General features: G+C 47.4%; 23 protein-coding genes. 4 read left to right on the plus strand and 19 right to left on the minus strand.

The window, feature by feature from the left end; translation table 11 throughout:
• The first annotated feature begins 60 nt into the window (after positions 1-60).
• Positions 61-2,688, plus strand: a complete 2,628-nt coding sequence (locus EIH22_RS04590; RefSeq protein ID WP_124054590.1) for an ATP-binding protein — start codon at positions 61-63, stop codon at positions 2,686-2,688.
• Positions 2,689-2,733: 45 nt separating this feature from the next.
• Positions 2,734-3,417: a response regulator gene (locus EIH22_RS04595; RefSeq protein ID WP_124054591.1), complete on the plus strand. Its 684-nt coding sequence runs from the start codon at positions 2,734-2,736 to the stop codon at positions 3,415-3,417.
• A 9-nt stretch (positions 3,418-3,426) separates the two neighbouring features.
• Here EIH22_RS04595 and EIH22_RS04600 read toward each other — a convergent pair whose 3' ends face one another.
• From EIH22_RS04600 to EIH22_RS04645, 10 genes are all read right to left on the minus strand, one after another.
• Positions 3,427-5,196, minus strand: coding sequence for an ATP-binding cassette domain-containing protein (locus tag EIH22_RS04600; RefSeq protein ID WP_200829167.1), 1,770 nt, complete (start codon positions 5,194-5,196; stop codon positions 3,427-3,429).
• A gap of 7 nt (positions 5,197-5,203) precedes the next feature.
• Entirely contained in the window at positions 5,204-6,250 is a 1,047-nt protein-coding gene (locus tag EIH22_RS04605) for a FecCD family ABC transporter permease (protein ID WP_124054592.1), read from the minus strand.
• Positions 6,247-7,248: a FecCD family ABC transporter permease gene (locus EIH22_RS04610; RefSeq protein ID WP_124054593.1), complete on the minus strand. Its 1,002-nt coding sequence runs from the start codon at positions 7,246-7,248 to the stop codon at positions 6,247-6,249. Before EIH22_RS04610 ends, EIH22_RS04605 begins: the two co-directional genes overlap by 4 nt.
• A 28-nt stretch (positions 7,249-7,276) precedes the next feature.
• Positions 7,277-8,308, minus strand: coding sequence for an ABC transporter substrate-binding protein (locus EIH22_RS04615; protein WP_124054594.1), 1,032 nt, complete (start codon positions 8,306-8,308; stop codon positions 7,277-7,279).
• Positions 8,309-8,382: 74 nt separating this feature from the next.
• Complete coding sequence (locus EIH22_RS04620) at positions 8,383-9,129, minus strand: ABC transporter ATP-binding protein (protein WP_124054595.1); 747 nt, start codon at positions 9,127-9,129, stop codon at positions 8,383-8,385.
• Positions 9,126-10,199, minus strand: a complete 1,074-nt coding sequence (locus EIH22_RS04625; protein ID WP_124054596.1) for a FecCD family ABC transporter permease — start codon at positions 10,197-10,199, stop codon at positions 9,126-9,128. The genes EIH22_RS04620 and EIH22_RS04625 overlap by 4 nt, the downstream gene beginning before the upstream one ends.
• Positions 10,196-11,359, minus strand: a complete 1,164-nt coding sequence (locus EIH22_RS04630) for an ABC transporter substrate-binding protein (protein WP_124054597.1) — start codon at positions 11,357-11,359, stop codon at positions 10,196-10,198. The genes EIH22_RS04625 and EIH22_RS04630 overlap by 4 nt, the downstream gene beginning before the upstream one ends.
• A gap of 228 nt (positions 11,360-11,587) precedes the next feature.
• Positions 11,588-12,073, minus strand: a complete 486-nt coding sequence (locus EIH22_RS04635; RefSeq protein ID WP_124054598.1) for a TM2 domain-containing protein — start codon at positions 12,071-12,073, stop codon at positions 11,588-11,590.
• 77 nt (positions 12,074-12,150) lie between these two features.
• Positions 12,151-12,624: a carboxymuconolactone decarboxylase family protein gene (locus EIH22_RS04640; RefSeq protein WP_124054599.1), complete on the minus strand. Its 474-nt coding sequence runs from the start codon at positions 12,622-12,624 to the stop codon at positions 12,151-12,153.
• A gap of 298 nt (positions 12,625-12,922) precedes the next feature.
• A complete protein-coding gene (locus EIH22_RS04645) occupies positions 12,923-14,713 on the minus strand; it encodes an aminotransferase class V-fold PLP-dependent enzyme (RefSeq protein ID WP_124054600.1) in 1,791 nt (596 codons plus the stop codon).
• 140 nt (positions 14,714-14,853) lie between these two features.
• On the opposite strand from EIH22_RS04645, the gene EIH22_RS04650 reads away from it, so the two are divergent.
• Complete coding sequence (locus tag EIH22_RS04650) at positions 14,854-16,188, plus strand: peptidase U32 family protein (protein WP_124054601.1); 1,335 nt, start codon at positions 14,854-14,856, stop codon at positions 16,186-16,188.
• Between the two features lie 123 nt (positions 16,189-16,311).
• Positions 16,312-17,106, plus strand: coding sequence for a MerR family transcriptional regulator (locus tag EIH22_RS04655; RefSeq protein ID WP_124054602.1), 795 nt, complete (start codon positions 16,312-16,314; stop codon positions 17,104-17,106).
• Here EIH22_RS04655 and EIH22_RS04660 read toward each other — a convergent pair.
• The 9 genes from EIH22_RS04660 to EIH22_RS04700 all read right to left on the minus strand — a co-directional run bounded on the left by EIH22_RS04660 (position 17,069) and on the right by EIH22_RS04700 (position 26,395).
• Entirely contained in the window at positions 17,069-18,511 is a 1,443-nt protein-coding gene (locus EIH22_RS04660) for an ABC transporter ATP-binding protein (RefSeq protein WP_124054603.1), read from the minus strand. The two genes, EIH22_RS04655 and EIH22_RS04660, sit on opposite strands and share 38 nt — an antisense overlap.
• Positions 18,505-19,185, minus strand: coding sequence for an energy-coupling factor transporter transmembrane component T (locus EIH22_RS04665; protein ID WP_124054604.1), 681 nt, complete (start codon positions 19,183-19,185; stop codon positions 18,505-18,507). Before EIH22_RS04665 ends, EIH22_RS04660 begins: the two co-directional genes overlap by 7 nt.
• A 1-nt stretch (position 19,186) precedes the next feature.
• A complete protein-coding gene (locus EIH22_RS04670) occupies positions 19,187-19,792 on the minus strand; it encodes an MptD family putative ECF transporter S component (RefSeq protein WP_124054605.1) in 606 nt (201 codons plus the stop codon).
• A 61-nt stretch (positions 19,793-19,853) separates the two neighbouring features.
• Positions 19,854-21,602 (minus strand): ABC transporter ATP-binding protein, encoded by a 1,749-nt coding sequence (locus EIH22_RS04675; protein ID WP_124054606.1) that lies wholly within the window; start codon positions 21,600-21,602, stop codon positions 19,854-19,856.
• Positions 21,599-23,398 carry an ABC transporter ATP-binding protein gene (locus tag EIH22_RS04680; protein ID WP_235001772.1) on the minus strand — a complete coding sequence of 600 codons (1,800 nt, stop codon included), beginning with the start codon at positions 23,396-23,398 and terminating at the stop codon, positions 21,599-21,601. Before EIH22_RS04680 ends, EIH22_RS04675 begins: the two co-directional genes overlap by 4 nt.
• A 160-nt stretch (positions 23,399-23,558) precedes the next feature.
• The gene (locus tag EIH22_RS04685) at positions 23,559-23,846 is read right to left on the minus strand and encodes a DUF4298 domain-containing protein (protein ID WP_124054607.1); all 288 of its coding nucleotides are present in this window, start codon (positions 23,844-23,846) and stop codon (positions 23,559-23,561) included.
• Between the two features lie 60 nt (positions 23,847-23,906).
• A complete protein-coding gene (locus EIH22_RS04690; protein WP_124054608.1) occupies positions 23,907-24,728 on the minus strand; it encodes a metal ABC transporter permease in 822 nt (273 codons plus the stop codon).
• On the minus strand, positions 24,721-25,674 hold the full coding sequence (locus EIH22_RS04695) for a metal ABC transporter permease (RefSeq protein ID WP_200829168.1): 954 nt from the start codon (positions 25,672-25,674) through the stop codon (positions 24,721-24,723). Before EIH22_RS04695 ends, EIH22_RS04690 begins: the two co-directional genes overlap by 8 nt.
• Entirely contained in the window at positions 25,658-26,395 is a 738-nt protein-coding gene (locus tag EIH22_RS04700) for a metal ABC transporter ATP-binding protein (RefSeq protein WP_124054609.1), read from the minus strand. The genes EIH22_RS04695 and EIH22_RS04700 overlap by 17 nt, the downstream gene beginning before the upstream one ends.
• Between the last annotated feature and the right edge of the window lie 31 nt (positions 26,396-26,426).

Raw genomic sequence — 26,426 nt, forward strand, 5'->3', positions numbered from 1 at the left:
GCAAATTCCAGAGGCAGATCCTGGTAGCGCAATGATCACTGGATTTGGAGGGAGGTATCCATGACCAGTCGTGGACACCTAAAGGTTTATTTGGGTTTCGCACCCGGAGTTGGAAAAACCTACACCATGCTTCGTGAAGCGCATGAAGTTGCCTCTCGTGGTGTGAAGGTGATCGTCGGGGTGGTCGAAGATCATGGACGCCCCCATACGAAAGCGCTGATTGACGGCTTAGATGTGATGCCTCGACGTGAGATCCAAATTGGGCAGTCTCTTTTCGGGGAATTGGATGTTGAAGCTTGTATCGCGGCCGACCCAGACGTCGTCCTAGTAGACGAACTTGCCCATACCGTCGTCGGTTCGGTGAAAGGTACCGATGCTTCGTCCACAGTAACTCCGGTACATACAAAGCGTTGGCATGACGTCGAAAGGCTTTTGGACGCGGGTCTGGATGTGGTGTCTACCCTTAATGTTCAGCATATTGAGTCACTAAATGACGTGGTAGCGGCAGTCACTGGGACTCGGCAACGCGAAACTGTGCCGGACCATGTTTTACGAAACGCCGACGAAATCGAGCTCATTGATCTTTCACCCGATGCCCTACGAATCAGGCTGTCGAAAGGCGATATCTATCGTGCGGAGCAGATTGAGGCTGCTCTTTCGAATTATTTTAGGTTGGGCAACCTCAGCGCACTGAGAGAATTAGCGCTGCTGTGGCTAGCTGATCGGGTGGATGAAGGTCTCGAGAAATATCGAGCTGCTAAAGAAATTACAGATAACTGGCCGGCCCGCGAGCGCTTAATTGTGGCAGTACGCGGTCTATCCGGAGACGAAACTTTGATCCGTAGAGGGGCACGAATTATTGGACGAATCCCAGAAGGGGAGATGATTGTTGTTCATATTGCTGGAGGAGATGGTATTCGTCTTGCCAATAACGACCAGCTTCAGAAACTCCAAGAACTCGCTGAATCCTTGGGTGCTGAGTGGCGAATCATTGTTGGTGACGATGTAGCCCAAACTCTTGTTGACTTTGCACGTAGCGTCAATGCCTCACAACTTGTGGTGGGGCTTTCAAGGCGAGCTGTGGGTTTTGTGGGAGGTTTGACCTCTAAACGTCTGATCAAAGCAGCTAAGGGGATTGATGTTCATATCGTTTCCGCTGAGCCTTCAGGTATACGTGAGCGTGAACCGTCCTTGGAGCCGCGCTATATTCGTTCGAAGCTCAGGAGGCTCAGCAGCTGGGCAGTGGCAATTCTGGGGCCAGTTATCTTTGCAACGTTGGTTTCTCTTTGGAATCCTTCAGAAGATTACCTCAGTACTATATTGTTAGGGAATCTAACGATCGTCATTTTTACAACGATGATCGGTGGACTCTGGCCCGGACTTATTTCAGTGATTTTAGTGTCCTTTTTAGTTAACTGGTTCTATACGCCACCAGTCCACACTTTGACTATCACGGAGCCTTCAAATATTGTCCAGATACTGTTATTTTTTCTGATAGCGTCCGCGGTTGCCTGGGTAGTAGATATTGCTGACCGACGAGCGGCTTTAGCCGCGCGTTCTCAGTGGAGAGCGACGATCCTAACGGATCTAGCATCGGGTGTTATTTCAGGCGGTGATGATCTACGAGGTTTGCTTGAACGTTTACGTGAAACATTTACGCTCAATGCCGTTGACTTACAACGTTTCGATAAAGATCATCGCCGATGGATCACAATTGCTTCGAGTGATAGGTATCGCCTCAATACACAAAATATTCGACTCGATACACAAAATGACAAAATTGATACACAAACGACGATTCGTATCGATGAATCTCTAAGGTTTCTTGCTGAGGGTAGAGCCTTGAGCACCCAAGATGTTGAAATAATCGAGGCTCACGGTGCTCGAATCGTTATTATTCTAGATCGGCAAGAGATTGATGCAATGCGTCGTGCAACTGCGGCGCTCGAGGCGGGGAACCGAGTGGGAAGCGCTGTATTAGCTGCCGTCTCACATGATCTTCGAACGCCTTTAGCCTCGATCAAAGCTGCCGCTTCAACCCTTGCCTTGAGCGATGTTGAGCTGTCTGAAGCCGATCAACGAGAGCTAATATCTGTATTGTGCTCATCCTCGGACAATCTTGATGTGGTGGTTGGAAACTTGCTCGATATGAGCCGATTGAATTCTAATTCAGTTCGGATTGATAGAAGTCCAATTGATCTGGGCGGAGTTGTGAATGCCACCCTTGATGAACTGAAAGATACGAGCGCATGGATAGATGTCGACCTACCTGAAGACCTACCAAATGTGGAAGGTGATAGGGGTCTTATTCAGAGGGTTCTTGTGAACCTTATCAGCAACTGTCGCAAGTACGCGCCACAGTCGCGGATTCATCTGGTTGCAGGAGCAGTGTGGAATACAGTTGAGGTGCGCGTTATCGATCATGGACCGGGTATTCCCCCTGAGAAAATGCCCGACCTTTTCACCCCATTTAACAATATCTCGGATCGCCATTCTGGTTTAGGTTTAGGTCTTGCTGTGGCTCATGGTTTTGCTACTGAGATGGGTGGGGACCTATCTGTTGAAGAAACGCCGTGCGGTGGTGCTACGTTTGTGTTGAGTCTGAAAGTAGCGCAACTACCTATAACGAAGGCTTTTATTTCTCAAGAGACTGGCACAAACCCAACAAGAAATTCTAAATCCCGTTAGACACGACGAATAACGCACATGGTCTAGGTAGCAGGAGAGATCGAAATGGCAAAAATTTTGGTTGTGGAAGACGACGCTCAGCTTGCATCAACATTGAGCGTTATTTTACGAACGCACGGGTACGACGTCGCTATATCTAGGAATGGAACCGAAGCGATCAAAATCTCCTCGCATGAGATTCCGCAATTAGTACTACTGGATATTGGCTTACCTGATATTAACGGACTTGACGTGTTGCGAACTATTCGGACGTGGAGCGATATACCTGTGGTAATCGTGTCTGCACGTCATGAGATCGAAGCTCGAATTAACGCTCTTGACGAAGGTGCAGACGATTTTGTGACCAAACCTTTTGTGGCAGGCGAACTGCTGGCGCGGATTCGCGCAGCATTACGTCGAGCCAACGCAGAAGAGGAGCACACACCCGTAGTTGTTACTCGCGATGGTTGGATTGAGGTTGATATCCCGGCAGGGATATTGAGTGTGGATGGGAACCAAGTAAAGCTAACACCTACTCAGTGGAAAATCGTCTCCTATTTGGCGGCTCGCCATGATCGGCTCGTTCCCCAAATTGATCTTCTTAAAGCAGTGTGGGGAGATAACTACGAAAAAGAAACGAATTATCTGCGAGTATTTCTTTCTCAGATTCGTGCCCGAACAGAAAAAGATCCGCACAACCCTCAATACTTCATTACGGAAGCTGGAATCGGATACCGTTTTGTGCTCTAGTAGAAGAGTTTAGTTCTCAGCGCGTCCACGTCTCCAATACCCCATGAATGCAATATTTTTGCGGTCAATCCCTAATTCTTGAACAAGGTAACGCCGGATTGTCTTGACCTCATTGGCCTCGCCGGCAATCCAAGCAAAAAAGGATTGAGGATCTTCAAGGGTAGTTTCCCAAAGTAGTTCTTGGTCAACGTCTATGTCCGTAAGTACATTATTTCCGTCAAGATGGATCTGCGAACTGAGAATTTGACTAGAAAAAACCTGTGGGAGTTCTTCCTTGATTTGTTGACTCAATGCATCTGTTTCGGTTGTAGTGATCCAATGGATCTGTACATTTGAGTTATTGTCGAAAACTAGGACGTCTTCGTCGGTGAGGACGTGAATAAAAGCGTGTCCGGAGTAGGAGTCATCTAATGCCTTCAATATGGAGGCAATTGCAGGAAGTGCAGTAGCATCTCCAGCTAGAAGAATATTCTTTGCTTTACCTGGTCGAAATTCGATTCCGGCGTAATCCTCTGGAGAGAAATTTTTATTCGGCCCGAGTAAAACGACTTCATCACCAACTTGAGCTGCTTGTGCCCAAGAGCTGGCACGTCCACCTGAATGCACTACAAAATCGACATCGACTTCGTAATGATCGATCCCACTAGGAATAGTCTGATTTTTTCGAAAATCCCTCACTGAATAGGTTCGAAGCCAACCACGATCGTTTTCGTCTACTTGTAGCCAAGTTTTATACCAGTTTTTTAGCTGAGCTTTGGAGATGCTACTTGATGCTCTCAAATGCATCAGATGGTCGTGACTACCGGGGATAACTAGCTTGATGCGCGTATCCAGTGGCTCACTTGTGCAACCAAAGTTAGTCAATTCCGTCCCATTGAAGGTTATTCTAAGCAAATGAGGTGATAGTTGTTTCTTCGAAAGTACCTGAACCGGAAAAGCTAAGACCGGGGAACATGAGATCGTTGTATGCTTCTGATGAGGAATAATAAGGGGTGTAGCAGTTTCTGGATCCGGTATAACTGTGGCCTCAAGGTTAAAAACGCTCTTCACTAAACTTTCCGTCACAACGTCTGACGGATTCCCCTGCGCATGAATTCTTCCACTCTTCATAGCTACAAGATGATCCGCGTATCTTGCTGCAAGATTGAGATCGTGTAACACGATGACGACGGTGGTTCCGTTTTGTGAATTGAGCTCTTTGACTAGGTCAAGGACTTCAATTTGATGTGTGAGATCAAGGAATGTGGTGGGTTCGTCCAATAGCAAGATATTAGTTTCTTGAGCTAACGTCATTGCAATCCACGCACGCTGCCTCTGTCCACCGGAGAGCTCGCTGATATTTGCATCAGCGAAAGCACCTACCCCAGTTTTCCTAATAGCATCTTCCACAACGCGCCTGTCGTCGTCAGAAATGCTCGAAAAAATCCCTTGGTGAGGAAACCTGCCACGCATAATCAGATCGCGCACCGTGATCCCATCAGGTGCGATGGGATGCTGAGGTAGTAACGCTATTTTGCGAGCAACAGTACGAGGATTTTGTTTGTGGATACTTTCTTGGTCTAAGAATACATCTCCTTCAATCGGTGTGAGCAGGCGAGAAAGACCTCGGAGAAAGGTAGATTTTCCGCAACCGTTTGCCCCGACGATAATTGTGATCTTTCCTTCGGGAACAACAAAGTCAACATTGTGAATAACGGGTGAGCCGTATCCTAAAACGAGATTTCGAGCTTCGAGCGAAGTTCGCTCTGGTGAGATTTGGTCTTTAGATTGAGTCATCATGGGTCTCTCATTCACGTCGGAGCTGAGGATTTTTTATTAGGAGAGTAAGAAGGAAAGGAGTGTCGATAATCCCAGTGATTACTCCAGCGGGGAGACGCACTTCCGGGAACATGGACTGCCCCAAGAGGTCTGCAAGAAGAACAATCAGGGCACCGATGAGTCCACTTGTTATAAAGGTGTATGCTCTTGGAATTCCGGTATGGAATATCGCTTTAATCAAATATTGAGCTATTGGGCCACTTAACAGGGCAACGAAAGAGATCGGTCCGGTTACAGCGACGCTGAATGCGTTAAAACATACTGCAATAAGAATAAGAGCAAGAGTGGAGAAACTCGGATTGAGCCCGAGGGAAGTTGCTGTTTCATTACCAAGTTCTAGGATCTTGAGATGCGAGAGAAAGAACGCTAAAAGGAAGATTAAGACGACGATCGAAAGAGTAAGGATCTGCGCTCTTTCCCATGTGGATCCGTTTAGGGATCCGATCATCCAGCGCAAGGCGTCTTGGGCAACGTGAATATCAGAACGGCTTAGAAGAAAACTGATTGCTCCCTGGAGAGCGGCAGAAATAGCTATTCCAACTAGGATGAAGGCGCCTCCGCGACCACGCGAAACCCAGAGTACAAGTAGTGTTGAGAGAAGGGCTCCCAGCAGAGCTGAGCCAAAAATCGTCGTCTCCTGTGCAGAAAAAAGGGTTATCGCGATTATTGCCGCTGTAGATGCTCCGTAGCTCACTCCAATAACATCGGGAGAAGCGAGAGGATTTCGCAACAGCGTTTGGAAAATTGTGCCAGATATTCCCAAGGCAATTCCCACTAGTAGACCGACGGTTGCTGCTGGTAGACGGTGTTCCAAAACTACAAAGCTTAGAACTGGAACGTCGTTTCCTTGAATAATTAATGCCAAGTCACCGGTTCGTACTAGCGGATCACCAAGTATGATCCGAAGGAAAAAGATTAGCCCTACGGCGGTAGTTAGACCCAATAGGAAAATAAAGGTTTTCCATGGATGATTGTCTATTGGTAATTGCATGTTTGAGGAAGACGGAGTTTTCATAGCTCTACCTGCTTGCGATTTCGAACAAGCGCGATGAAGACAGGGGCACCGATAACAGCAGTCATGACGCTGGCTTGAACTTCCGTAGGCGGAAAAATAATGCGCCCTAAAACGTCTGCTGAAATTAGCAGAAGTGGACCGATTAGAGCGCTAAAAATGAGGATACGACGATAATCAGTACCCACCAGTAATCTAGTCGCATGGGGAACAAGCAGACCAAGAAATCCTATCGGTCCAACCAGAGCTGTTGCCGATCCGGCAAGTAAAACAACTATTGTGGCAAGGTAGATTTGAACTCGGCGTACGTGCAGGCCAAGGCTTGAGGCTACATCTTCGCCAAGGGCTAGGGAATTTAGTACTTTACCTCCGAATACCAAGGTTGGAATTGTCGATATTGCGATGATTGATCCAATGATGAGTACTTCGTTTTTTGAGCGGGCTCCAAGGGTTCCCATCTGCCAAAATCGAAATTGGTCGGCAACTTGTTGGTTGAGTAACAACATTGCACTTGTGATTGAACTTAAACCTGTGGAGAGCGCAGCTCCAGCTAATGCAAGACGAATTGGAGTTGCCCCCACTTTCCCCATTGAGGCGATGGTATATACCAAAAGTGCCGCTATCCCAGCACCGATAAAGCCGAAGCTCGCATATCCAAGAATTGATCCGATTCCAAATACGTGGATGCCAATAACTACCGAGGTGGCAGCACCTGAGTGAAGTCCAAGTAAGCCAGGGTCGGCAAGAGGATTGCGAGTCATTCCTTGCATAAGGGTTCCCGCAATACCTAGCGCTATCCCCACTACAATTCCTGATAAGGTTCGAGGAATCCTAGCTGTGATTACCGCTAGTTCAGCTTGAGGGAGGGATGTGGGGTCTACAAGTGCTTTCCAGAAGAATGTTGGGGAGATCGCTCGCGCTCCAACGAAAATAGAAAGAGCGCAAGCGATTCCTAATGCCAACAATCCAATGGAGAGTTGCCTCGCGAAGCCGATGTTCATTTTGCGAGTTGGTTGACTAAAATCGGAGTTAACCACGGTGGTTTGCTACTGCTTTTGCGATTTCAGGAACGAAATGCTCGATTGCCCAAGGAAGGCTTAGGGCAGAGGACGCTGAAATCGATAAAGTGGTGTGGTCGTTATTAGTAACAACTAAGTTTCCGTTTTTGACTGCAGGGATCTGACCAAACAATGGGTGTGCTGAAATATCGCTCGGCTTGGAATCTGCAGGGATCCATGAATAGAAAACATCCGATTTGAGTTCATCTGAGCGTTCTGGAGACCAGTCAAAATAGAATTTGTCCTTGGGAGCGTTCTTTTTGACTACCTCGGATTCGTTAAAACCGAGAGACTCGAAGAAACGTGAGCGAGTATCTCCTTTGCTGAAAATATTAATCTTGTTTGCTGCGATATCAAGGTTGCCAGCGATATAGGAATGACCTTCGAAATGGTTGTCTTCTCCGGCTTTCTTAAGTTGCGCCTCGACGTCAGAGATGATTGATTTGGCTTTTTCATCTTGACGAAGCGCTTTTCCAACCGCAAGTGTTACGTCTTGCCATTTAGTTGTGTAATTCGGTTCGATTGGTCCGATTACTGGAGCAATTTGCGAAAGTTTAGTGTATTCCTCTTTTGAGATTCCCGAATATGCAGCAACAATTAAATCAGGTTTACTTTGGGCTAGACTTTCAAAATTCACACCATCGGTTTCTGAATACTGTTTTGGAGCTTTTTCCGAACCCCAACCAGCTCCGAGGTCTTGGAGCTTAGCGTCGATCCAGTCGGTAGATTTATTGGCGTTTCCACCCCACTCAACAGCTGGAACGCCAACGGGTATAACATCGAAAGCAAGTACCGTATCAGTATTGATCCAAGACACGGTAGCGATTCGTTCCGGTACTTTATCAATCTTGGTAGTGCCATATTGATGTTTGATTTCTACACTAGAGGTAGAGCGTGAATCCTTTTCTCCACTTGCGTTATGCGTTGTACCGCATGCACTTGCAAATGCTACCGTTGCAAGAATGGTTAAGGAAGAAACTAGTTTTCTGGCTGTTGTTTTCATAGAAATCCTTAGACTTGAAAATGGAAGTAGGAATATTGCGTTCGAATCGGATTAAGTTAAGCTAGAGTAGCGTTTTAATTGATTACTGGACACACCACCACGTGTTCACCGTTATAAATGATCGTGGTTTCAATGTCGTAAACCTGGTTTATAAGCTCGGGATTTAACACCTGTTTGGGCGTTCCACGACCCGCGATTTCGCCGTCGGAAAGCAATACCAATTCATCGCAAAATGCTGCCGCTAGGTTGAGGTCGTGAAGCACGACTATCGCGGTTCCGCACTGTTCACGGACGGTTGATTTTACGATCCGTAATACGTCCACCTGGTGGTGGAGGTCAAGAGCGGAAGTCGGCTCGTCAAGCAACATGATTTGAGGATTACGAACCAGGAGTTGAGCTAATCCAACCAGTTGACGCTGCCCACCAGAAAGTTCTCCAAGGTATCGGTCCGCTAAATTTTCGATTCCAACCTTGGAAAGGATGCCAACAGATTCGGCGATGTCTTTTTCGTTTAGTCGTAAACCGCTGGTTTTCCGTGCGGCAACCATTACGGATTCCAGCACCGTTAATGAAACACCGCTAGGTAGACCTTGGGGAAGGTATCCGAGTTTACAAGCTGATTCACTAGCCGATGTTTCAGCTTTGATCGTACCTTTGTAGGGTTGAACACCGGCGATAGTCTTAACCAAGGTTGATTTTCCTGAACCGTTAGGACCGATCAATCCGACCACACCGCGAAGCTCAGGCAGATCGATTGGCCCAAGGACGTGTTTATTTCGGTACGAACTGTGAAGCTTGGAAATTGAAACATGAGATGTCAACGAATACCTCCGAACGACGTCCTCTTCTTTCCTAAAATGATGGTTAGGAACACCGGAACGCCGACGAGTGCGGTCACGATGCCAACTGGTAACGAGACTCCGGGAACGAGGATTTGACTAAGTGCGTGTGCGCTAGACAAAAGCGCCGCACCGGATAGTGCAGAAGCGGGGAGTACGAAGCGTTGGTCATCGCCAACTAAGATTCTGGCTACGTGCGGACCCACCAAACCGATGAATCCGATGATTCCAACGAAGGAAACGGCAGCGGCTGCGAGTATCGAGGATAACATTAAGACGCCGACGCGTAGCTTTCCTACCTTCACGCCGAATGCCTGTGCTTGGCTTTCGCCTAATCGCAATGCGGTCAGGCTCCATCCGAGGAAATGGAAAACCGGGAGGGCAAGGATCAGCAGGATCGTCATAATGACGACGGCCGTCCATGTTGCGCGGGTAAGGGAGCCAAGCGTCCAGAACACTATCTGAGAAAGCGATTCCGTGCTGGCACGATATTGCATAAGTGCTAAAAGTGCTTGGAAACCGAAGACTAATGCTATTCCAAGCAAAACCATTGTTTCTGCAGATCCGCCACGAGTGGCCGAAACCCCTGCGATAATACATGAAGCAAGAAGTGCCATAACTCCGGCAGAAATAGTAATGGTCCACGATCCTGCAAAGGCTAAGTTTCCTACGATTGCGAGAGCGGCTCCAAAAGCGGCAGCTGCGGAAACACCTAAGGTGAAGGGTTCTGCTAATGGGTTATCTAAAATCGTCTGCATCTCAAGGCCTGCGATGCTTAAGGTTGCTCCCACAAGGAAAGCTAGAAGGGCAGATGGTAGCCGTAGATCAATGACGACTGTTTGATGTTCGGCAGGAGCTTTTCCACTGAATAATGCATGAAATACTTCGGTGGGAGTGAGATTTAGCGGCCCGAGCATGAGCGAAACAAAGAAGGATACGAGGGCAACTGTTGCCAAACCTGCGATGATGAAAAGGCGTCGTCTGCGACGTAGTCGCCACGCGGTGATGGCGTGGCGACTACCGGCATTATTTGCGGTGATATTAAGTGTCATTTAACTGAGGTGATAAATACGCCTGAGGCTTCCCATGGCATGAACTTCTTGTGGAAATTCTTCCAGTTTTCTTCTGGGTCTAGGTCCGCAAACGCCTCGGGATGTGCCCACTTGGCGAAAGCCTGGATAGCCATGAAATTGTACGGTGAATCATAGAACTGGTGGTAAACACCATGTACGCGACCGTCGTCGTAAGCCTTGAGATGATCAAAACCAGGCTGCGAGCGCAAAGCCTTCAAGGTGTTCTGAGCGCTTTCAGGTGAGGCATTGTAGCCGAGGTGGAGGTATCCAACCTTATCGTCCTTAGCTTTCATTGCTCCCCATTCGCCGCCGGTTGCAACCATGAGATTTGGCTGTGAGGTGATGATTTGCTCAGGGGTAAGTCCACCTTCTTGACCTGGAAGAAGATCATCGGCAATGTTCTTTGTTCCGACGGCCGTCAACATTGATCCGAAGTTAGCAGTGGAGTAGGTTTTGCAGCACTCCGAGATGCTCGGTGCTCGCCAAAGGAAAGAGGTGGGTTTTTCCTTTTGCTCGGAGCCCTTCTTTAGAACTGATTCAACTTGCTCCTTGTAGAACTTATTGAATTCTTCGGCTTTTTCTTCTACGTCGAAGACCTGGCCAATAAGACTTACGGACTTCGTGGTGTTTTCCAGCGGTTTATAGCGGAAATCTGTTACCGCATATTTCATACCTGAGGCATCAAGTTTTTCAGTGAGCCCGGACTTTTTTGCGGCTTCATAAGCATCAAGGGTGATGAGGAAAATGTCTGGTTTTTTAGCGACGAGAGCTTCAATAGAGAGATCGTTGGTATAAACACTTCCGATAGTGGGGATTTCCTTGGCTTTCGGGAATTTCTCTATGAGTTTTTGCCAAATATCCGGAGCAGTGCGTTCCATGTCAGCACCCCAAGCTACAACCTTGTTAGCTGGGTTCTCTTTGTTAAGGAATAGTAATGAATATGCTTGGCGGGATTCGCCCAGGATGACGCGTTCAGGTTTTTTATCCAACTCGACGGTACGTCCGGCCGCGTCATGGAGGACGACGGCGGCGTCTGATTTCTTTTCGTCTGACTTCGATGACGAGGTTGCAGCCCCGCATGCAGATAGTGCGACGGCGGCGCTTGCGCATACAGCCATGAGCTTTGTGAGTGCGCGCATGGTGTCCTTTCAATAGGGTGTACCAACATGTACAGGATAGTTGTCTACCTTTAAGGTAAGGCTTACCTAAGCTATCAATTCTGACTGTTATAGTACAAGATTAAATCATGTGGTTAACATCTCATTGGCTTTTAAACCGCAAGCTCATATGATGTGCAAAAAGGTGGGTTCCTCTCCGGCCGGAGAGGAACCCACCTCAAGCTAGGATGGCAAAAAGTTGCCGATAAGTTAATCCTTTAGCGGCATTCCCTTTGCATCAGTGCGAATTCCTGCGTTGGCAATGATGATGATTCCTTCGATGAATCCCCAAATCGAACCAATTCCAAACGTCACGATCGAAACTATGATTTGGAGGATGCCAATCAAGGTGTAACCCAAGTAGAAGCGATGGATGCCAAAACCGCCAAGAAAAATACCCAGAAGTCCAGCCACCAAACGAGACTTAGGTTCAATGTAGGCGCCGTAGTTACCCTGATTATATTGCGGAGCGAAAGGTTGACCTCCTCCATAGCTTGATCGAGAGCCTTGTGGTTGTTGACCTGCATAGTTTGGCTGTCCGCCGGGGTTCGGTTGGTTTGGATAGGGTTGAGAATAAGGGTTTGCACCATTCTGCTGCTGATTAGGTGAGCTGAAAGGTGTGCCATTTTGCGAACTAAAGGGTTGCTGATTAGAAGAGGAATCACCCCAGGCGTTTCCATTAGGTGGTATAGACATCGTCGTATCTTTCTTGAATCAATAAACTATGATTTATTGTCACATATTTGGAATGAAGATATTACGCCGATACGCTTTTACGACTTCGTGCGAACCGGATGCTCGGACATGATCGAAATACGATTGTAGGCATTGATCATAATGATCGACCACTCCAACGCGGCTACTTGCTCGCGCGAGAAAACTTCGCAAGCGCGGCGTCCGGCGTCGCCATTCTTCTTACCCTCGGGCAAGAGTGTGATGGTTTCCGCCAGTTCGATCGCTGCCATTTCTTCGTCACTGTAAACGCCACGCGATTCGCGCCACGAGGGGAGGAGATCGATCTTCTGCTGTGGGAGTCCAGCCTTCAATCCGCGCGGAATGTGTACGGAAAGGCAGGTAGAGCAGCGGTTAAGCTGACTTGCGCGGATGATTGCAAGCTCCGTGAGTGCTCCATCAAGACCAACCTCGCGAGAAACCTGTTTGGAGACTTCGGAAGCCTTATTAAGAGCTTCGTAAACTTGTGGAAAAGCTTTATCTAAGTATAGTGGCTGGGTGAAATCTACTGTCATGACGATGCTTCTTTTCTTTTTACATTTTCCCTAGTCAAACTTGCCGAAACCCATCTGGTCGAAGGTGCTACGGTGCTTAATAGCTTATTTGTGGTGCTCAACGGTGGCAATTATTTTTAAAATAATCATTTCTTAGCGAAACTAAAACGGTGTTGATGTTCTGACTAGCTGATTGCAAATAAGTGTGTATAGCTGAAGCGGTGAGGAGGCGGGTTCGCCCGTACCTACATCACGTATAAAGTATCGAGCTATGGAGCGCACGGCTCGATAAGTATTGGTATCGCCTTAGTGATTTTGGTTAGTCCACCAAGCACACCGTTGGAAGAGTGAAGGTACGAAGCGTATCGAAAGCATCGGTAACCTTGCCATCATCGTCCACATTGGTGGGGGCAGTAGCGAAGGTTTCACGGGCAAATGCCAGGATTTCTTCCATAGTCGGTGAAAGTGGGCGCGGACGTTGTGGGAACGCGAGTTCTCCGTTTCGGTCGTAGGCAAGTTGCCCTAAGTGGAGGGTGTGATCCGGGGTAGTTGAGTGGTGGCGCCACATGCCGGTATGTGGATCGAATCGGTAATCGGGCAACAGGCGCCAACCGTCTTTTCCAATCATTCGAACTGCTTCGATGATGAAGTTTGCGGTCGCTTCATCAATGAAGTAATTGAAGCCCAATCGTGCCCAGCCAGGCTTGATTCCTTCATAACCAGCGGTGATGAGCGCTTCGAATTTTGGAGTAAGGGACTGATCGATCCCAAGGAGACGGTGTCCATATGGACCAGCGCATGAGCAACCACCGCGAGCTTGAATGCCGAAAAGGTCGTTGAGCAGGGCAACCGTGAAGCCGTGATGAAGTGCGTGTCCCTGTGGGTCGTGTGCTACGAAGGAAATTATCGGTAGGCGAGGAACGTCAAGTGCACCTAGAATTGAAATTCCTGGTTCTTCGCCCCAGATTTTGAGGGCACGATGTAAGAATAGCTGTTCGCGACGATGGATTTGCGAAACTCCAACCGCCTGCTTTAGTTGCATAACTAAACCGGCGCGAATTGATTCGACGATAGCTGGTGTACCTGCCTCTTCACGGTGAACGATATTGGGAAGATAATCGTGATCGGTTGGTCCGACATACGCGACGGTGCCGCCCCCTGGAACCACAGGCACACGGTTGTGAACCAGTTCGTTTCGCACCGCTAAGACGCCGGGAGTGCCAGGTCCACCCACGAATTTATGAGGGCTGAAGAAGATAGCATCCAGATAAGAAAGCGGAGCTCCCGGTAGAGCTTGCATACTGAGATCCACATAGGGCGCGCAAGCGGCGTAATCAAAGAAGGCGAATGCGCCGTGCTCGTGGAGTAAAGTTGCGATGCCGTGGACGTCGCTGATAATGCCAGAGACGTTCGACGCCGCTGAAAAAGATCCGATTTTTAGCTTACGGTTTGAATAATGCTCAAGTTCAGCTTCGAGGTGCGAAAGGTCGATTTGCCCTGAACAGGCTTCGTGAATAGGGACGACGTCGGCAATTGATTCGCGCCACGGCAGTTCGTTGGAATGATGCTCATACGGCCCAACAAAAACCACTGGGCGTTCGTCGTCGTTGATCATTTCGGAGAAGTGGAATTTATCGTCTAAGGAGCTAGGGATGCGCAGTCCAAGGATACCGATCATTTTGTCGATCGCTGAGGTTGCGCCTGAACCTGTGAAAATAACGCTGATATCGGCGTCGTCAACGGCGCCAAGAGCCTGGGCGATGATTTTTCGTGAGTCTTCACGGAACTGCATAGTCTGAGCACCGGTGGACGAAGTTTCGGTGTGAGTGTTGGCGTACCAGGGAAGAACGTTGGACTGGATAAAGTCTTCGATGAAAGTAAGGCTGCGCCCTGAAGCGGTGTAATCGGCATAGACAAGTGCCCGGGTTCCGTAGGGGCCGCAGATTGGTTCACCGTCGCCGACTATGGAGCGGCGGATGTTGAGGAGCAGGGCTTCAATTGAAGAAACGGTGATCGGAGTTGCATGGGAGGTTGATTGAGTGTGGACTGATTGTGTGCTAGTTGCGGTTGTGGATGATTGTGAGCCGTGTGAGGACGAATGAGTGGCCATGGTTTCTTGCCGATCTTTTAACGAAATGTGTTGGCACTATTTTAATGAATGGATAAGCTTGTGCGCGAACTCCTGACCGGTGTTCTTACGGCTACGGTTTCTGAGTATTTCCCCACTCCCCTTACACTAGGAATGTGTTAATGAATTTCCCTCAAGTAGTGCGACGTGAAAAACCTGAAGTTCTAGCTCCTGCTGGCAACCTAGACACGTTGAAAACAGCGATTAACTTTGGTGCTGATGCCGTTTATTGTGGTGGTCAGGCATTCGGAATGCGAACGGCGCCGAAAAATCTCACGCTTGAGGACTTTGACGAGGGTGTGAAATATGCACACGAGCGTGGTGCACGCCTTTTCGTAACCTGCAATATTCTGCCCACAAGCAGCGAAGTTGCGGATATGAACGCATATATGGCGCAACTTGGCGAGATTGGTGTGGATGCACTCATCGTTTCGGACATTGGTGTGCTCATGGCGGCGCGGCAGGTGGCACCGAACACTGAAATCCATATTTCTACTCAAGCGGGTGTAACGAACTATCAGGCGGCGAATGCGCTTGCGCAGCTTGGTGCTTCACGTGTGGTTTTGGCGCGTGAGCTCGATTTAGCTGCTATACGCGATATTCGGGCCAATGTTTCGCCAGAGTTGGAAATCGAAGCTTTTGTGCATGGCTCTATGTGTATGGCGTTTTCTGGGCGTTGCCTAATCTCACAACATACAACCGGCCGCGATGCTAACCACGGGGATTGTGCACAGTCTTGCCGCTGGAAGTATCACGTGGTTGAAGAAAAGCGCCCGGCGCAATTTATTCCGGTTGAAGTGACTGATCAAGGAACGTTTCTTTTCAACTCCCAGGATATGAATCTGCTTGAACATGTTGATGACATCCTAGATGCGGGTGTTACTAGCCTGAAGATTGAAGGCCGAGCAAAGAGTGCGTATTACGTGGCTGCCATGGCAAATGCTTATAAATGCGCTGTTAATGAATACATGGTACAACGTGGTTTTGAAGACGCCGATGGGGTTGCGTTGAAGCTATTCCATGATCGAGTTTCGGCGCAGAGTGAGGAGCTCGTGAGTGTGGAACTTCCGCAGTGGCTGAAGGAAGAGCCTTTCAAGGTGACTCACCGCGAGTACTGCACGGGGTTCTACTATCCAGAAAAGCCAGCAAGTGAAAACATCGTTTCTGGCGGCTATATCAATACCTGGCGTTGGCTAGGAGACGTTGTGCGTGTTGATCGAGATGAGCAACGACTTTACCTCTACGCCAAGAATAAAATTACACCTGGTATGGAAATTGAATTTTTGTTCCCGAATCATGCCCCGGTTGTGTTCCAGGTTCCTGAGCAGGGATTGAAGGATGAGCGTGGTCATGCCGTTGAGGAAATTAACCACCCCGCTCATGAGTTCTCTATGCCGTTTAATGTCGATTTTGGTGATGTGCCGGCAGGCGCAATGATTCGAGCAAAAATGCGGTAGCTCTCTGTGTGAGCTCTAATTTTGCTTTATTTCATTAACATTTTTAGATACATTAGCTAAATCTGATTGGAATTGTTTTTATAGGTTGACTCTGACGCGACGTAAGGCATCAAAGTGGTTTTCATGAGCAGCGATGATGATTTGAAAACTGTAGGTGAGGTTTCACAGCTTCTTGGAATCTCCGTTCGCACCCTCCATTATTGGGAGGAGCGTGGGCTAGTTGTACCTGCGGCGCGGTCTTGGTCGGAGTATCGCCTTTATTCATGCAAGGACATTCAAACGCTAGAACAGATAGTGATTTACCGAGCTACAGGAATGGCTCTGAATGAGATTGCTGAAGTTCTTAGTGCAGGTGAAAACAAAATCGTTCATCTTCAACGTCAAAAGAAACTGCTCATGGAAAAACAAAATGAGCTTGGGCGGATGGTTCAAGCTCTTGATTGCCTTTTGGAGGATGCTATGGGTAACAACAAACTTTCGGTCGACGACGTCGCTAAGATTCTTGGAAACGCAAACTTCCCTGTTTACCAAGCGGAAGCCGAGGAACAGTGGGGTGAAAGCGATGAATGGAAGATTTCGCAGCAAAGGGCTTCGCGAATGAGCGTGGCTGACTGGGCGAACGTAAAGGTGCGAACAGAAGCCGTGGAGGTGGAATTGGTGCGCGGTATGAGCGAGGGTGTTGTGCCTGGATCGGAGGAAGCGAACCGACTGGCGGAATCGCATCGCGAATTGATATCGCAGTTCTTCCACGTCAACCATGCTAAACACGTACTTATTGCTCGTGGATATGTATCCGATCCGCGTTTTGTGGAGTATTACGATGCACGCGCCATCGGCCTAGCACAGTGGCTTAAGCAGATCATTGATGCCAATGCTATTGCTAACGGAATCGATCCAGCAGACGCGGTTTGGGAGTAGAACCATCGTAAGGAAGTGGATCAAGCTTGACCACAGAGTCCGCGGCTTCATTTATTAATTCGGCATCGTGGGTAATAACTATGACGACGGCTCCATTATCAGCAAGTTGGCGCATGACTTGTGAAATAGAAATCAAGTGGTTGTAACCTACGCCTGAAGTTGGCTCATCAAAAATATAAACCAGTTTGTGGGCGGCCAGTGCCGTCGCGATTACAAGTCGTTGGCGCTGGCCGCCTGACAGCGATTGGGGGTGATTGCTTTGGTGCTCTGCCAAATCAAGTTGTTCAAGCAGTGCCTTTACATTTACCTTCTCTTTCGCTTCTTTGCTCATGCCAAGAGTGACTTCGTCACGCACAGTGTCGGAAAATAGTTGACGGGTAGGATCTTGCATAATGATGTAGGCGTCTTTTGGAGAGAACCGTTTTCCGTTTAATTTGATAGATCCAGTCTTGGCTTTTTCTAGTCCGCAGATAATTCTTGCCAAGGTTGTTTTGCCAGCTCCATTTGTGCCAGTCAGTGCTGTTACCTTTCCGGTGGGGAAACACAAATCAGCAATATCAAGAACTGGCTTATTGCGCTGATATTCAAAGCGCAGTCCTTCAATATGTAAACCTTTTGATTTTGGTTGAGAAGGAACATGTAACTGTTGATCTATTAAAACTGGAGTCAGGGAACGTAGTCCAAGTTCTTTGCGCTCAGCGTCGGTCATATTGTAGAAGTCATTTCCACACTTGTGTGCAACAATTTTTCCTGCTTTGAAACAATAAACGTCATCAACAAGACCTGAAATGAAATTGACTCTATGTTCGGCGATTATGACCGTATGCCCATCTGCTTTTAGTGCTGCGATTAAATTGGCTAAATCATCGATAGCGTCTGCGCTGAGGTTAGCTGTAGGCTCATCAAAAATGATCACAGGAGTATCGTTACAAAGTGCTGCGGCACAAGCTACGCGTTGCATCTGTCCACCTGAGAGTTGCCAAACCAATCTAGGTAACAGAGGAGTGATACTTAGTTTCGTGGCTACATGATTTATCCGGTCAATTATTATTTGTGGTTCTATCCCTAGGTTTTCCGAGCCAAACGCGAGTTCTTGTTTTACTTCAGTCGTATAGAATTGTGTTCGCGGATTTTGAAATACCGTGGCGCAAGATGTTGCCAAAGCTGAAAAGTTTGAATGTGGCACGCTCTGCGATTCGATACGCACACTTCCTTCTAGTTCCCCAGCATGAAAATGCGGTACTAGACCATTGAATAACCGCAGTACCGTCGTCTTCCCCGAACCAGATCCACCGCATAAGAGTGTCACTTGACCAGGTTTTGCGGTGATGCTGATATTTGTTAAGGACGGAGCAGAAGAACCTCTATAAGTAAAAGTTACATCTTTTGCGCTTGCTTCTAACATTCGAAAAACCTCCAAACAATAAAGACGAGTATTATGCATAACAAAATGGCGTCTATCGCGCGAAACTTAACTTCAATCACCGAAGTTGGCTTTATCGGGCCTCCTAAACCGCGGATAAGCGCTGCCGCTGCTAGTTCGTCTCCAGAGCGCACAACAGTTGAGACAAGAGGAATAGTGAAGTATTCGGCGGATTTCAACGAAACAATTCGATTCAGCCGAAGTCTCATGGCATCGATAACCGCTCTGGTTTCGCTGAAAATAGTGGGGAGTATTCGTAAAGAGACAGATAAGGGGATCGTAAAGCAGGAGGGCACATGTGAACGGGCAAGCGCCACCTGCAATATAGCAGGCTTAATAGTAACTATCGCATAAAGACCCATTCCTGCTACAACGGTCATTCTGCACATCCAAGCAAAAAACACAGAAATAAATGCGCTAATCGTCGTCTGGGATACGGCGGGAAGGATAGATGAACCAAAGTAGAAAAACCCGAAGGCAAGTCCATAGGTTAATAAGTACTTAAGGTGCATCGATTGACGATTTATTTGATATGCCCATATTAAAAGTGCAGCTACAAATGAAGCAGCGGTCCAAACAAAGAGCGGAGAACGCGCTCCGTAAATTGTGGTTGAAATGGTTAAAAGCGCGATGATTGTGGTTCGCGGATCAGGCATTTTATGCGAGCCCAGCTCGTCCGAAGTGCTTATTTGCCACCCGCGTACCGAGGATTCCAGATAGCCAAGCTATTACAAACATAATGGCGAAGGCTACAAGGAGGAGAGATGGGGTAATAAGCTGTTGCATTGAGTTTGCATATTCAGGACCCATTTGATCCGTGACCGTTTGGAAGTAGTCGTCGGCGTTGATAAAAAGTGGAATCCAAGGTGATACGAAGATCGGGAGTATAAATAGGGAGTAGGCAAGAGGCACTTTAATCTCGATTTTTGCAGGCAGTCGAGTGATGATTAGGTCTACAACAATTCCAAATAATGCGCCGACAACGATCCCTCCTGCCCAATGACCGGTGGCGGCAAATAAACATTCGATGATGATGAGCATGATGGTTACTGCTCCCATCTTTGGAGTTCGTTTGGTAAAGAGTGTGAATACGATACCGTTGGCGACGATAGAAATGAAAAAGCCGGGGAACATGGCGATTGGCCCGAAGAAGCCTAGCATTCCGCTAACGAAGGTAATAACAAATATTAGTGCTGTGAATACTCCAATATTGATGAAGTCTCGAGTGTTAAGGTGTGCAGTTGTTGAAGTGGAGGAGGGCATGTTAATACCTTTCGTATCGTCTAGAAAAATTTAGTTGTTTTGTGAAGGGAAGAAATTTTGTTCAAACCAGGGTCCAACCGGAAGCATTGAGGCGTTCTTGCCAGAAGTGGAGGTATTCGCCGGGTTGGGCTACAAGCTCAGAATGCGTTCCTTGTTGAGCAATGTGCCCGTCGTGAGAAAGCACGACTATCTGATCAGCTGCTTTAATAGTTTCGAGCTTGTGAGCGATTACGATGAGCGTGGACTGTTTCCGTAGTTGATCCATTGCGGCAACTATGTTGGCTTCATTTTCGGCATCTAACGCGCTCGTGGCTTCGTCGAACAATACGATTGGTGACTGTTTCAATAAAGCACGTGCGATTGAGACACGTTGGCGTTCACCGCCTGAAAGTGCACGCCCGCCGGCTCCGGCGAGTGAATTCCAACCATCGGGAAGACGGCGTACGATTTCAGTAACGCCAGAGAGATCAGCGGCCCACTGAAGTTCTTCTTCTGAGGCATCGGGATTTCCGATTCGGATATTTTCTTTCAAAGTGTCGTTGAATAAGTAGACGTCTTGGAATACGAACGAAATTTGCCGCATAAGATCATCAATTGTTTGGTCTTTAACGTCGGTTCCGCCTACTTTTACTTGACCCGATTGAACATCCCAAAATCTTGCGATTAGGCGAGCGATCGTCGTCTTTCCGCATCCAGAAGGGCCCACGAGCGCACACATTTCTCCTGCGGGTACCTGGAAAGATATTCCGTTAAGAACTGGGTGGCTAGGTTCGTAACCGAAGGAGACGTTATCAAGTTCAACTTCTCCTGGGGCTATCAAAGCATCTGAACTGGAAGGTTCCATCAAAGGTTCAGCGTCCATGATGGCATCCACATGATCCATTTGTTGCCGGCGCTCTTCAAGGCCCATGAGATTTGAACCAATGTCCTCGAGCATAGTTGTGAACCTCAGGCAGATTCCGATGGTTGCTATTGCAGTGAGAGGGGTGATGGTTCCGTTTGTTGCTAAAGTGGCGATGACGCTAATTAGCAAAATGATAAGGAGCTGGGTGAATGTACCATGAATAAGGTTTCCGCAGGTCTCTATCCAAAGTGACCGGCGTCCTTTACGATAAACATTGGTGAAAGCTTTTTCTAATGCTTCGTAACGTGACGCGACGTTACATGATCGGAGTGCTCCTTGACAGGTAGCAAATTCAACCATCCGAGAGGCTAGTTCTGCTTCGGTAGGTTCCGAAATCTGTTTGCCCCGATTAAGTACATGCCGTGACAGTGATAGCGAAGCAATGAGTATAAGGAATGAAACTGTAAGGGCGAATCCTAATTTCCAGTCCCAGAACCACGTTCCGATTACGATAATTATGGCGGAGCTAATTTGGCGCGCTAATGAAAAAATAAAGTGAGCGGCAGATTCACCTAGGTTTATCATCTCTTGTGTGACTATGCGTGATAGTCGTCCTGCGCTTCCAGAATCAAACTCTCCAAGTGGGAGGCTCGAAACTTTGTCGCCAACTTTGTGGTGAACACTGTAGATAAATCCGAGTGTGCCGACATAGGACGTTCGCATTCCGTAAAATTCTGTACCGACTGCGAGCACAGCCAAAATAGCTAGGGTTATCATCCAACCACGGAAAGTCATACCCCACGAGGATTGGCCCGATTCTAAGCAAGTGATAGTAGGAAGAAGTGCAAGGAGAGCAAAACCTTGGTATGCGCCCGAAAATGTTCCCCACGAGATTCCACGGAAAAGTTTTCTCCAGGAATCGGAGTCCATTAATCTCTTGTATCGGGGGAGTAGAAGTTGATTCATGCTTCGATTTCCTTACATCCGCTGAGTTTTAAAAGCATTTGGTAATGGTTGTTTTTAAGCAGATCCTCATGTTTCCCTTGAGCACTAATACTTCCGTTATCCATTACTACGATCTGATCTGCTCCACGTATTGATGCCAGCCGATGCGCTACGACGACGACTGTTCGCCCACGTACCAATGTTGTTAGGGCCTCTTGGATTCTTGATTCAGATTCAGGGTCTGCCATGGCGGTGGCTTCGTCAAGGATGAGAATCGGCGCATCCATAATTAATGCTCGCGCGATGGCTATCCGTGCTGCCTGCCCACCGGACAGGTGTGTTTCCTCGCCGATTATAGTGTCATATCCGCGGGGAAGGCTCATGATGTAGTCGTCGATTTGAGCGGCTTTAGCGGCTTGGCGAATTTGCTCCAGTGATGCTTGTGGTAGAGAAAGTGCTATATTCGCGCGAACAGAATCACGAATCAACTGTGCTTCTTGGAGAACGAAAGCAACGGTTGAATAGAGTTGTTCTTCGGATATATCGCGGATATCGATGCCTCCGATTGTGATAGATCCTGTGGCAGGGTCATCGAATCGTGCGATCAGACTAGCTAAAGTCGATTTTCCAGCACCGGATGGCCCAACTAACGCGGTGACGCTTTGGGGTGGAATAGTTAGATTGATGTTTTTTAGTGCATGTGTGGACCCATACGAATATGAAACGTTTGTAATCTCAATCGAATTTCCGGTTGGAATTTCTGGGTTCGATGGTTGTGGAATTGTTGGAAGTTCCATAATTTTCACTAACCGAACTGCCGCTGACCCTGCCAACTGATATGACCAAGCAATAGTTACAACCGTGATAATTGCTCCTGGTAAAACCAGTGCTATAAGTGTAGTTGTAAGAACTTCATATATTGTTACCCAGCCTGCATTAAACATGAGAGCACCACCGCCAAGGTTGACGATGAGCAGGACCGGAATCGAGATCCACGAAAATGAAGCAACCGACATAGAAACAAGAGGCATACACCAAGCCCGGTAGAATTTTGAGAATTCGTTAGCGGCGTCAATATATGCTTTGTGGGCTTGTCCAACTTTGCAAAATGCCTTGACCACGGAAATACCTGCAACAAATTCTGCCATTGCAGCTGAAACATTGGATAGCTTGGTATCCATCTGTGCAGTTTTTTCGTTCATTCCGCGCATGGTTAGCCCATACATTCCTAGGTGGAATGGAATTGTTGAAACTGCGAGAAGAGCTAAGCGCCAGTCGATATATAGAGCATAAGCAAACAAAGAGATCGGTGAAACGATTGCATTAAGCTTTTCGATTGGACCGTGTGCGATAACCGTGTGAACGGTTGCGGTGTCGTCCTGAATTATTTTTCGAATTCGCCCTTCGCCCATCGAAGAAAACCAAGAAAGTGGTGCATGTGACATCCTTTCGGCAATCTTTCTTCTCATATGATTACGCAAAGAAAGATCGATGAAATGGGTTAAACAAAGTGCTACGAAATAAAGGAAAATTCGTGTAGTATAGGCCGAAATAAGAGCTATAACCACGAACCTGACTTTGCTGTGGTCGATGGTTGGTTCAAGAAGTAGCCGACCGAGTTCAACGAGGGCTACGTAGGGCGCGATACTAAGAATTCCCGAAACGACGGTAAGAAATTCAGCAACTAGTAGCTTTTTTCTGATTGGTTGAGAAATTTTTTTGATGGCTTCTTGCCCTGCTCTTACTTTTTCTTTATCTGAAACCTGAGCAGAAGGGTTAGCTGAAGTGTCTTTTTCTTGTGTATGAGGCGAGTCCACGAACGTACCACCATCTAGAAGAGTGCTTATATAGTTAGGTTAGGCTTACCTAACTATATAAGCACTCTCATTAGTGATATTTCAAGTGCAGATGAACCGTATTTGCTATGATTTACCAGCTAGACGTAGCGATGTGATTGATTATTGAGTGCCGAGGGTGCTATTTGAGATGGGTGAGTCTTTCTCGAACGTTCTGGAAATCTCCCAAAACATTATATAAACCGTCTTCAGAGAGTATGCCGCGTGGCATACTCTCTGGAATTTCTCCAGCTTCATCTAGTTTGTAATCTGCCATCCATTCGCCGTTTTCGTAGTAATTCCAAAGTTCTTCCACGGTTTGCTCCATGGCAGATAAGCTATTGAGCATAGAATCAAGCATTTTCGTATATGAATCTACTTGGTTCATCTTGTTTTCCATCTGCTCGATGCGCTTGAGGGTGTTATTCATAAAACCTCCTGGTGTTGCCTGTTTTGCTGCATCTGTATGGAGGCTTCATTCTTTTGAATATCATCGACGCAATGTGGCAAGCATCCTAGAAGCTAAATACACAACGCCAGCCAATGTTGCGATAGATCCTCCTGCGGATAGTTTAGCTATCACTGCAAGAGTTAGGCCCGCAATTCCAATAACTACCCCAAGTATTGTACTAGTGATAAGAAAATGTCCCACTGACTTTGTGAAAGGTTTGGCAGATGCTGCTGGTGCCGCAAGTAAAGATATTGACAGGACAGTCCCGATCGCTGGAACTACTACTACCATCGTCGCTACGATTGCCGAAAGGATCAAACGTTGTGAAATTTTGGCGTCGTGCCCTGATGTGCTGAATCCGACGTCGTCAAATAAGAAATAAGTGAGACGGGGAAGTGCGAGTGAGATTCCTACGATGACGATTAAGAGTACGAGGGCGGTAACGATTACGTCAACGATAGTTACGTGAAGCAAAGAGCCCGCCAAGAAACTTTCTATATTTAATGGAAGCGGGCTGAACCATTTATTTAAAAAATAACCTAATGAAAATCCAAAAGTCAGAACTATCCCGGCTGTAGCTTGCGATGATAGCTGTGGAATTGAACTGAGCCTGTTCATCAAGAGTGTGAGGATAATGCAGCCAAGGAGAGCTCCCACGAATAACCAGGCAGATAAAACACTTTGAGAATGTGACAAGTGGTTGCCGATAACTACGCCGATTACTGCGCCAGGAAAAGTTCCATGTGTTACGGATTCGGCAAAGAAAATTTGGCGACGCAGGATCGCAAGGACTCCTACCAGACCACATAATATGCCAACAAGAACAATTTCAATCGTGGGAAGAAAAAGCACGTCAAACATGGCTGATCGTTTCCTTCGAGGCGCGCACAGAATTGCGTTGTGGTGTGTCTGTGAAGATGTGCTTACCGAGCCATACCAAGGCAAAAATTACAATTCCGGAAAGTGCTACTGTACCTTGTGGTGATACGGGGTAATCTTCAGCCCAATACATTATTTCCATTCCTAATACTCCACTAGCAACTGCCACGAGTACTGATACAAACCCCATTTGCCGAGGTGAAGAGGAAATCAAACGGGCAGTTGCTCCTGGAACAATTAAGAAACCAATCACCAGCAGTGTGCCAATAGCTGCTGAACCAGCTATTACAATGAGTGCAATCGAGGTATTGGCTAGTAGATCAAGACGGCCAATTCGTTTTCCTGAAGCTTGTGCAGCAGTTCGGTCGAAAGCAACGAAAACCTGGTTTCGCCATGAAGTCACGATGAGTATCCCTGCAAGGGTTGCTGCTAGCACTGCTGGGATTAGCGTGGCTGAAGTTACTTCTAGAAGGCGACCAAACATCAGTGCTTCGAGCTGGCCGGACATGTCTCCAAAACGTAAAGAAATGAGCATACCAAATCCGAAAAAAGAGGTAAGAACGATAGCGGTTCCAGCTTCGTTACTGTCTCCCGAGCTGATTTGATTCCAAGTAATAGCTATGACTACGAAAACTGCAGCTACAAGTGCGCCAGTGGTGATGGAGTCGATTCCTCCAATTAATGCTCCTGCAACAATGCCTGGAAATATTGAATGGACAGTTGCTTCCGAATTGAATTCAAGGCACCGCAGGTTAACAATAACGCTTGTTAGCCCGGCACTGATACCCAAAACTAGAAGTAGAAGAAATGGGCGAAATAGGAATGGTGCGTCGGTAAACGGAGCAAAACCGGGGAGTTGAGCCAACCAGGTTCGCCACATTTCTAATAGCGAATCAAGATCGAAGGATGGATTAATTAATTGGGTCATGATGAGGGCGCGTTATTTCGATTGTTGAACCGCCGTAGGTGGCAGCGAGGTTCTCTTGAGAAAGTAAGTCGGGCAGATTGCCGAAAGAAACGGAGGATCGTGAAAACAATGCAGCCTTATTGCAGGTTTCGTAAGCGAGTCCGAAGTCATGAGTTGATGTAGCTACGGCAACGCCAGCAGCACGGAGATCGTGGATGATTTCTAGTAGTTTATTTCTGTTTGGTTCATCTAGACCATTAAACGGTTCGTCTAAAAGCAATAACTGTGGATCGGAAACGATTGCTCTTGCTACTAGCACTCTTTGGCGTTGACCTCCTGAAAGTGAACCGAATTGTTTTCCAGCAAGCTCTTGCATTCCTACGGTTTGTAAAGACTGTGCGACTTTTTGGTGTTCGGTGTTCCCAAGCCGTTGATACCATCGCAAATGGCGATATAACCCCATTTCCACAACCTTTTGTGCCGTTACGGGAAAAGTTGGATCCAGGAGAGAAGACTGTGGTACATAGCTGATCGTCGAGGCATTGATTTTTATTGTGCCGTCGATCAACTGGACCATTCCAAGTAAGCCACGTAAAAACGTTGTTTTACCTGATCCGTTTGGTCCAATTAGTGCGACGCCGTCACCCGAGTTAAGCGTCATAGTTACGTGTTCAATCACGGGGGTTCGTGAATATCCAAACGCTACATTTTGTAGTTTAATAACTTGGTTGTTTTTGACCATATCTGAACCCCGTCAGCCTTCTCTCCTGGTT

This window comes from Arcanobacterium ihumii, assembly GCF_900604515.1.
Taxonomy (GTDB): Bacteria; Actinomycetota; Actinomycetes; order Actinomycetales; family Actinomycetaceae; genus Arcanobacterium_A; species Arcanobacterium_A ihumii.

Coding starts and splice junctions, on each gene's coding strand:
- EIH22_RS04590 (WP_124054590.1), top strand. CDS start 61: ATGACCAGTCGTGGACACCTAAAGGTTTATTTGGGTTTCGCACCCGGA.
- EIH22_RS04595 (WP_124054591.1), top strand. CDS start 2,734: ATGGCAAAAATTTTGGTTGTGGAAGACGACGCTCAGCTTGCATCAACA.
- EIH22_RS04600 (WP_200829167.1), bottom strand. CDS start 5,196: ATGATGACTCAATCTAAAGACCAAATCTCACCAGAGCGAACTTCGCTC.
- EIH22_RS04605 (WP_124054592.1), bottom strand. CDS start 6,250: ATGAAAACTCCGTCTTCCTCAAACATGCAATTACCAATAGACAATCAT.
- EIH22_RS04610 (WP_124054593.1), bottom strand. CDS start 7,248: ATGAACATCGGCTTCGCGAGGCAACTCTCCATTGGATTGTTGGCATTA.
- EIH22_RS04615 (WP_124054594.1), bottom strand. CDS start 8,308: ATGAAAACAACAGCCAGAAAACTAGTTTCTTCCTTAACCATTCTTGCA.
- EIH22_RS04625 (WP_124054596.1), bottom strand. CDS start 10,199: ATGACACTTAATATCACCGCAAATAATGCCGGTAGTCGCCACGCCATC.
- EIH22_RS04630 (WP_124054597.1), bottom strand. CDS start 11,359: ATGCGCGCACTCACAAAGCTCATGGCTGTATGCGCAAGCGCCGCCGTC.
- EIH22_RS04635 (WP_124054598.1), bottom strand. CDS start 12,073: ATGTCTATACCACCTAATGGAAACGCCTGGGGTGATTCCTCTTCTAAT.
- EIH22_RS04640 (WP_124054599.1), bottom strand. CDS start 12,624: ATGACAGTAGATTTCACCCAGCCACTATACTTAGATAAAGCTTTTCCA.
- EIH22_RS04645 (WP_124054600.1), bottom strand. CDS start 14,713: ATGGCCACTCATTCGTCCTCACACGGCTCACAATCATCCACAACCGCA.
- EIH22_RS04650 (WP_124054601.1), top strand. CDS start 14,854: ATGAATTTCCCTCAAGTAGTGCGACGTGAAAAACCTGAAGTTCTAGCT.
- EIH22_RS04655 (WP_124054602.1), top strand. CDS start 16,312: ATGAGCAGCGATGATGATTTGAAAACTGTAGGTGAGGTTTCACAGCTT.
- EIH22_RS04660 (WP_124054603.1), bottom strand. CDS start 18,511: ATGTTAGAAGCAAGCGCAAAAGATGTAACTTTTACTTATAGAGGTTCT.
- EIH22_RS04665 (WP_124054604.1), bottom strand. CDS start 19,185: ATGCCTGATCCGCGAACCACAATCATCGCGCTTTTAACCATTTCAACC.
- EIH22_RS04670 (WP_124054605.1), bottom strand. CDS start 19,792: ATGCCCTCCTCCACTTCAACAACTGCACACCTTAACACTCGAGACTTC.
- EIH22_RS04675 (WP_124054606.1), bottom strand. CDS start 21,602: ATGAATCAACTTCTACTCCCCCGATACAAGAGATTAATGGACTCCGAT.
- EIH22_RS04685 (WP_124054607.1), bottom strand. CDS start 23,846: ATGAATAACACCCTCAAGCGCATCGAGCAGATGGAAAACAAGATGAAC.
- EIH22_RS04690 (WP_124054608.1), bottom strand. CDS start 24,728: ATGTTTGACGTGCTTTTTCTTCCCACGATTGAAATTGTTCTTGTTGGC.
- EIH22_RS04695 (WP_200829168.1), bottom strand. CDS start 25,674: ATGACCCAATTAATTAATCCATCCTTCGATCTTGATTCGCTATTAGAA.
- EIH22_RS04700 (WP_124054609.1), bottom strand. CDS start 26,395: ATGGTCAAAAACAACCAAGTTATTAAACTACAAAATGTAGCGTTTGGA.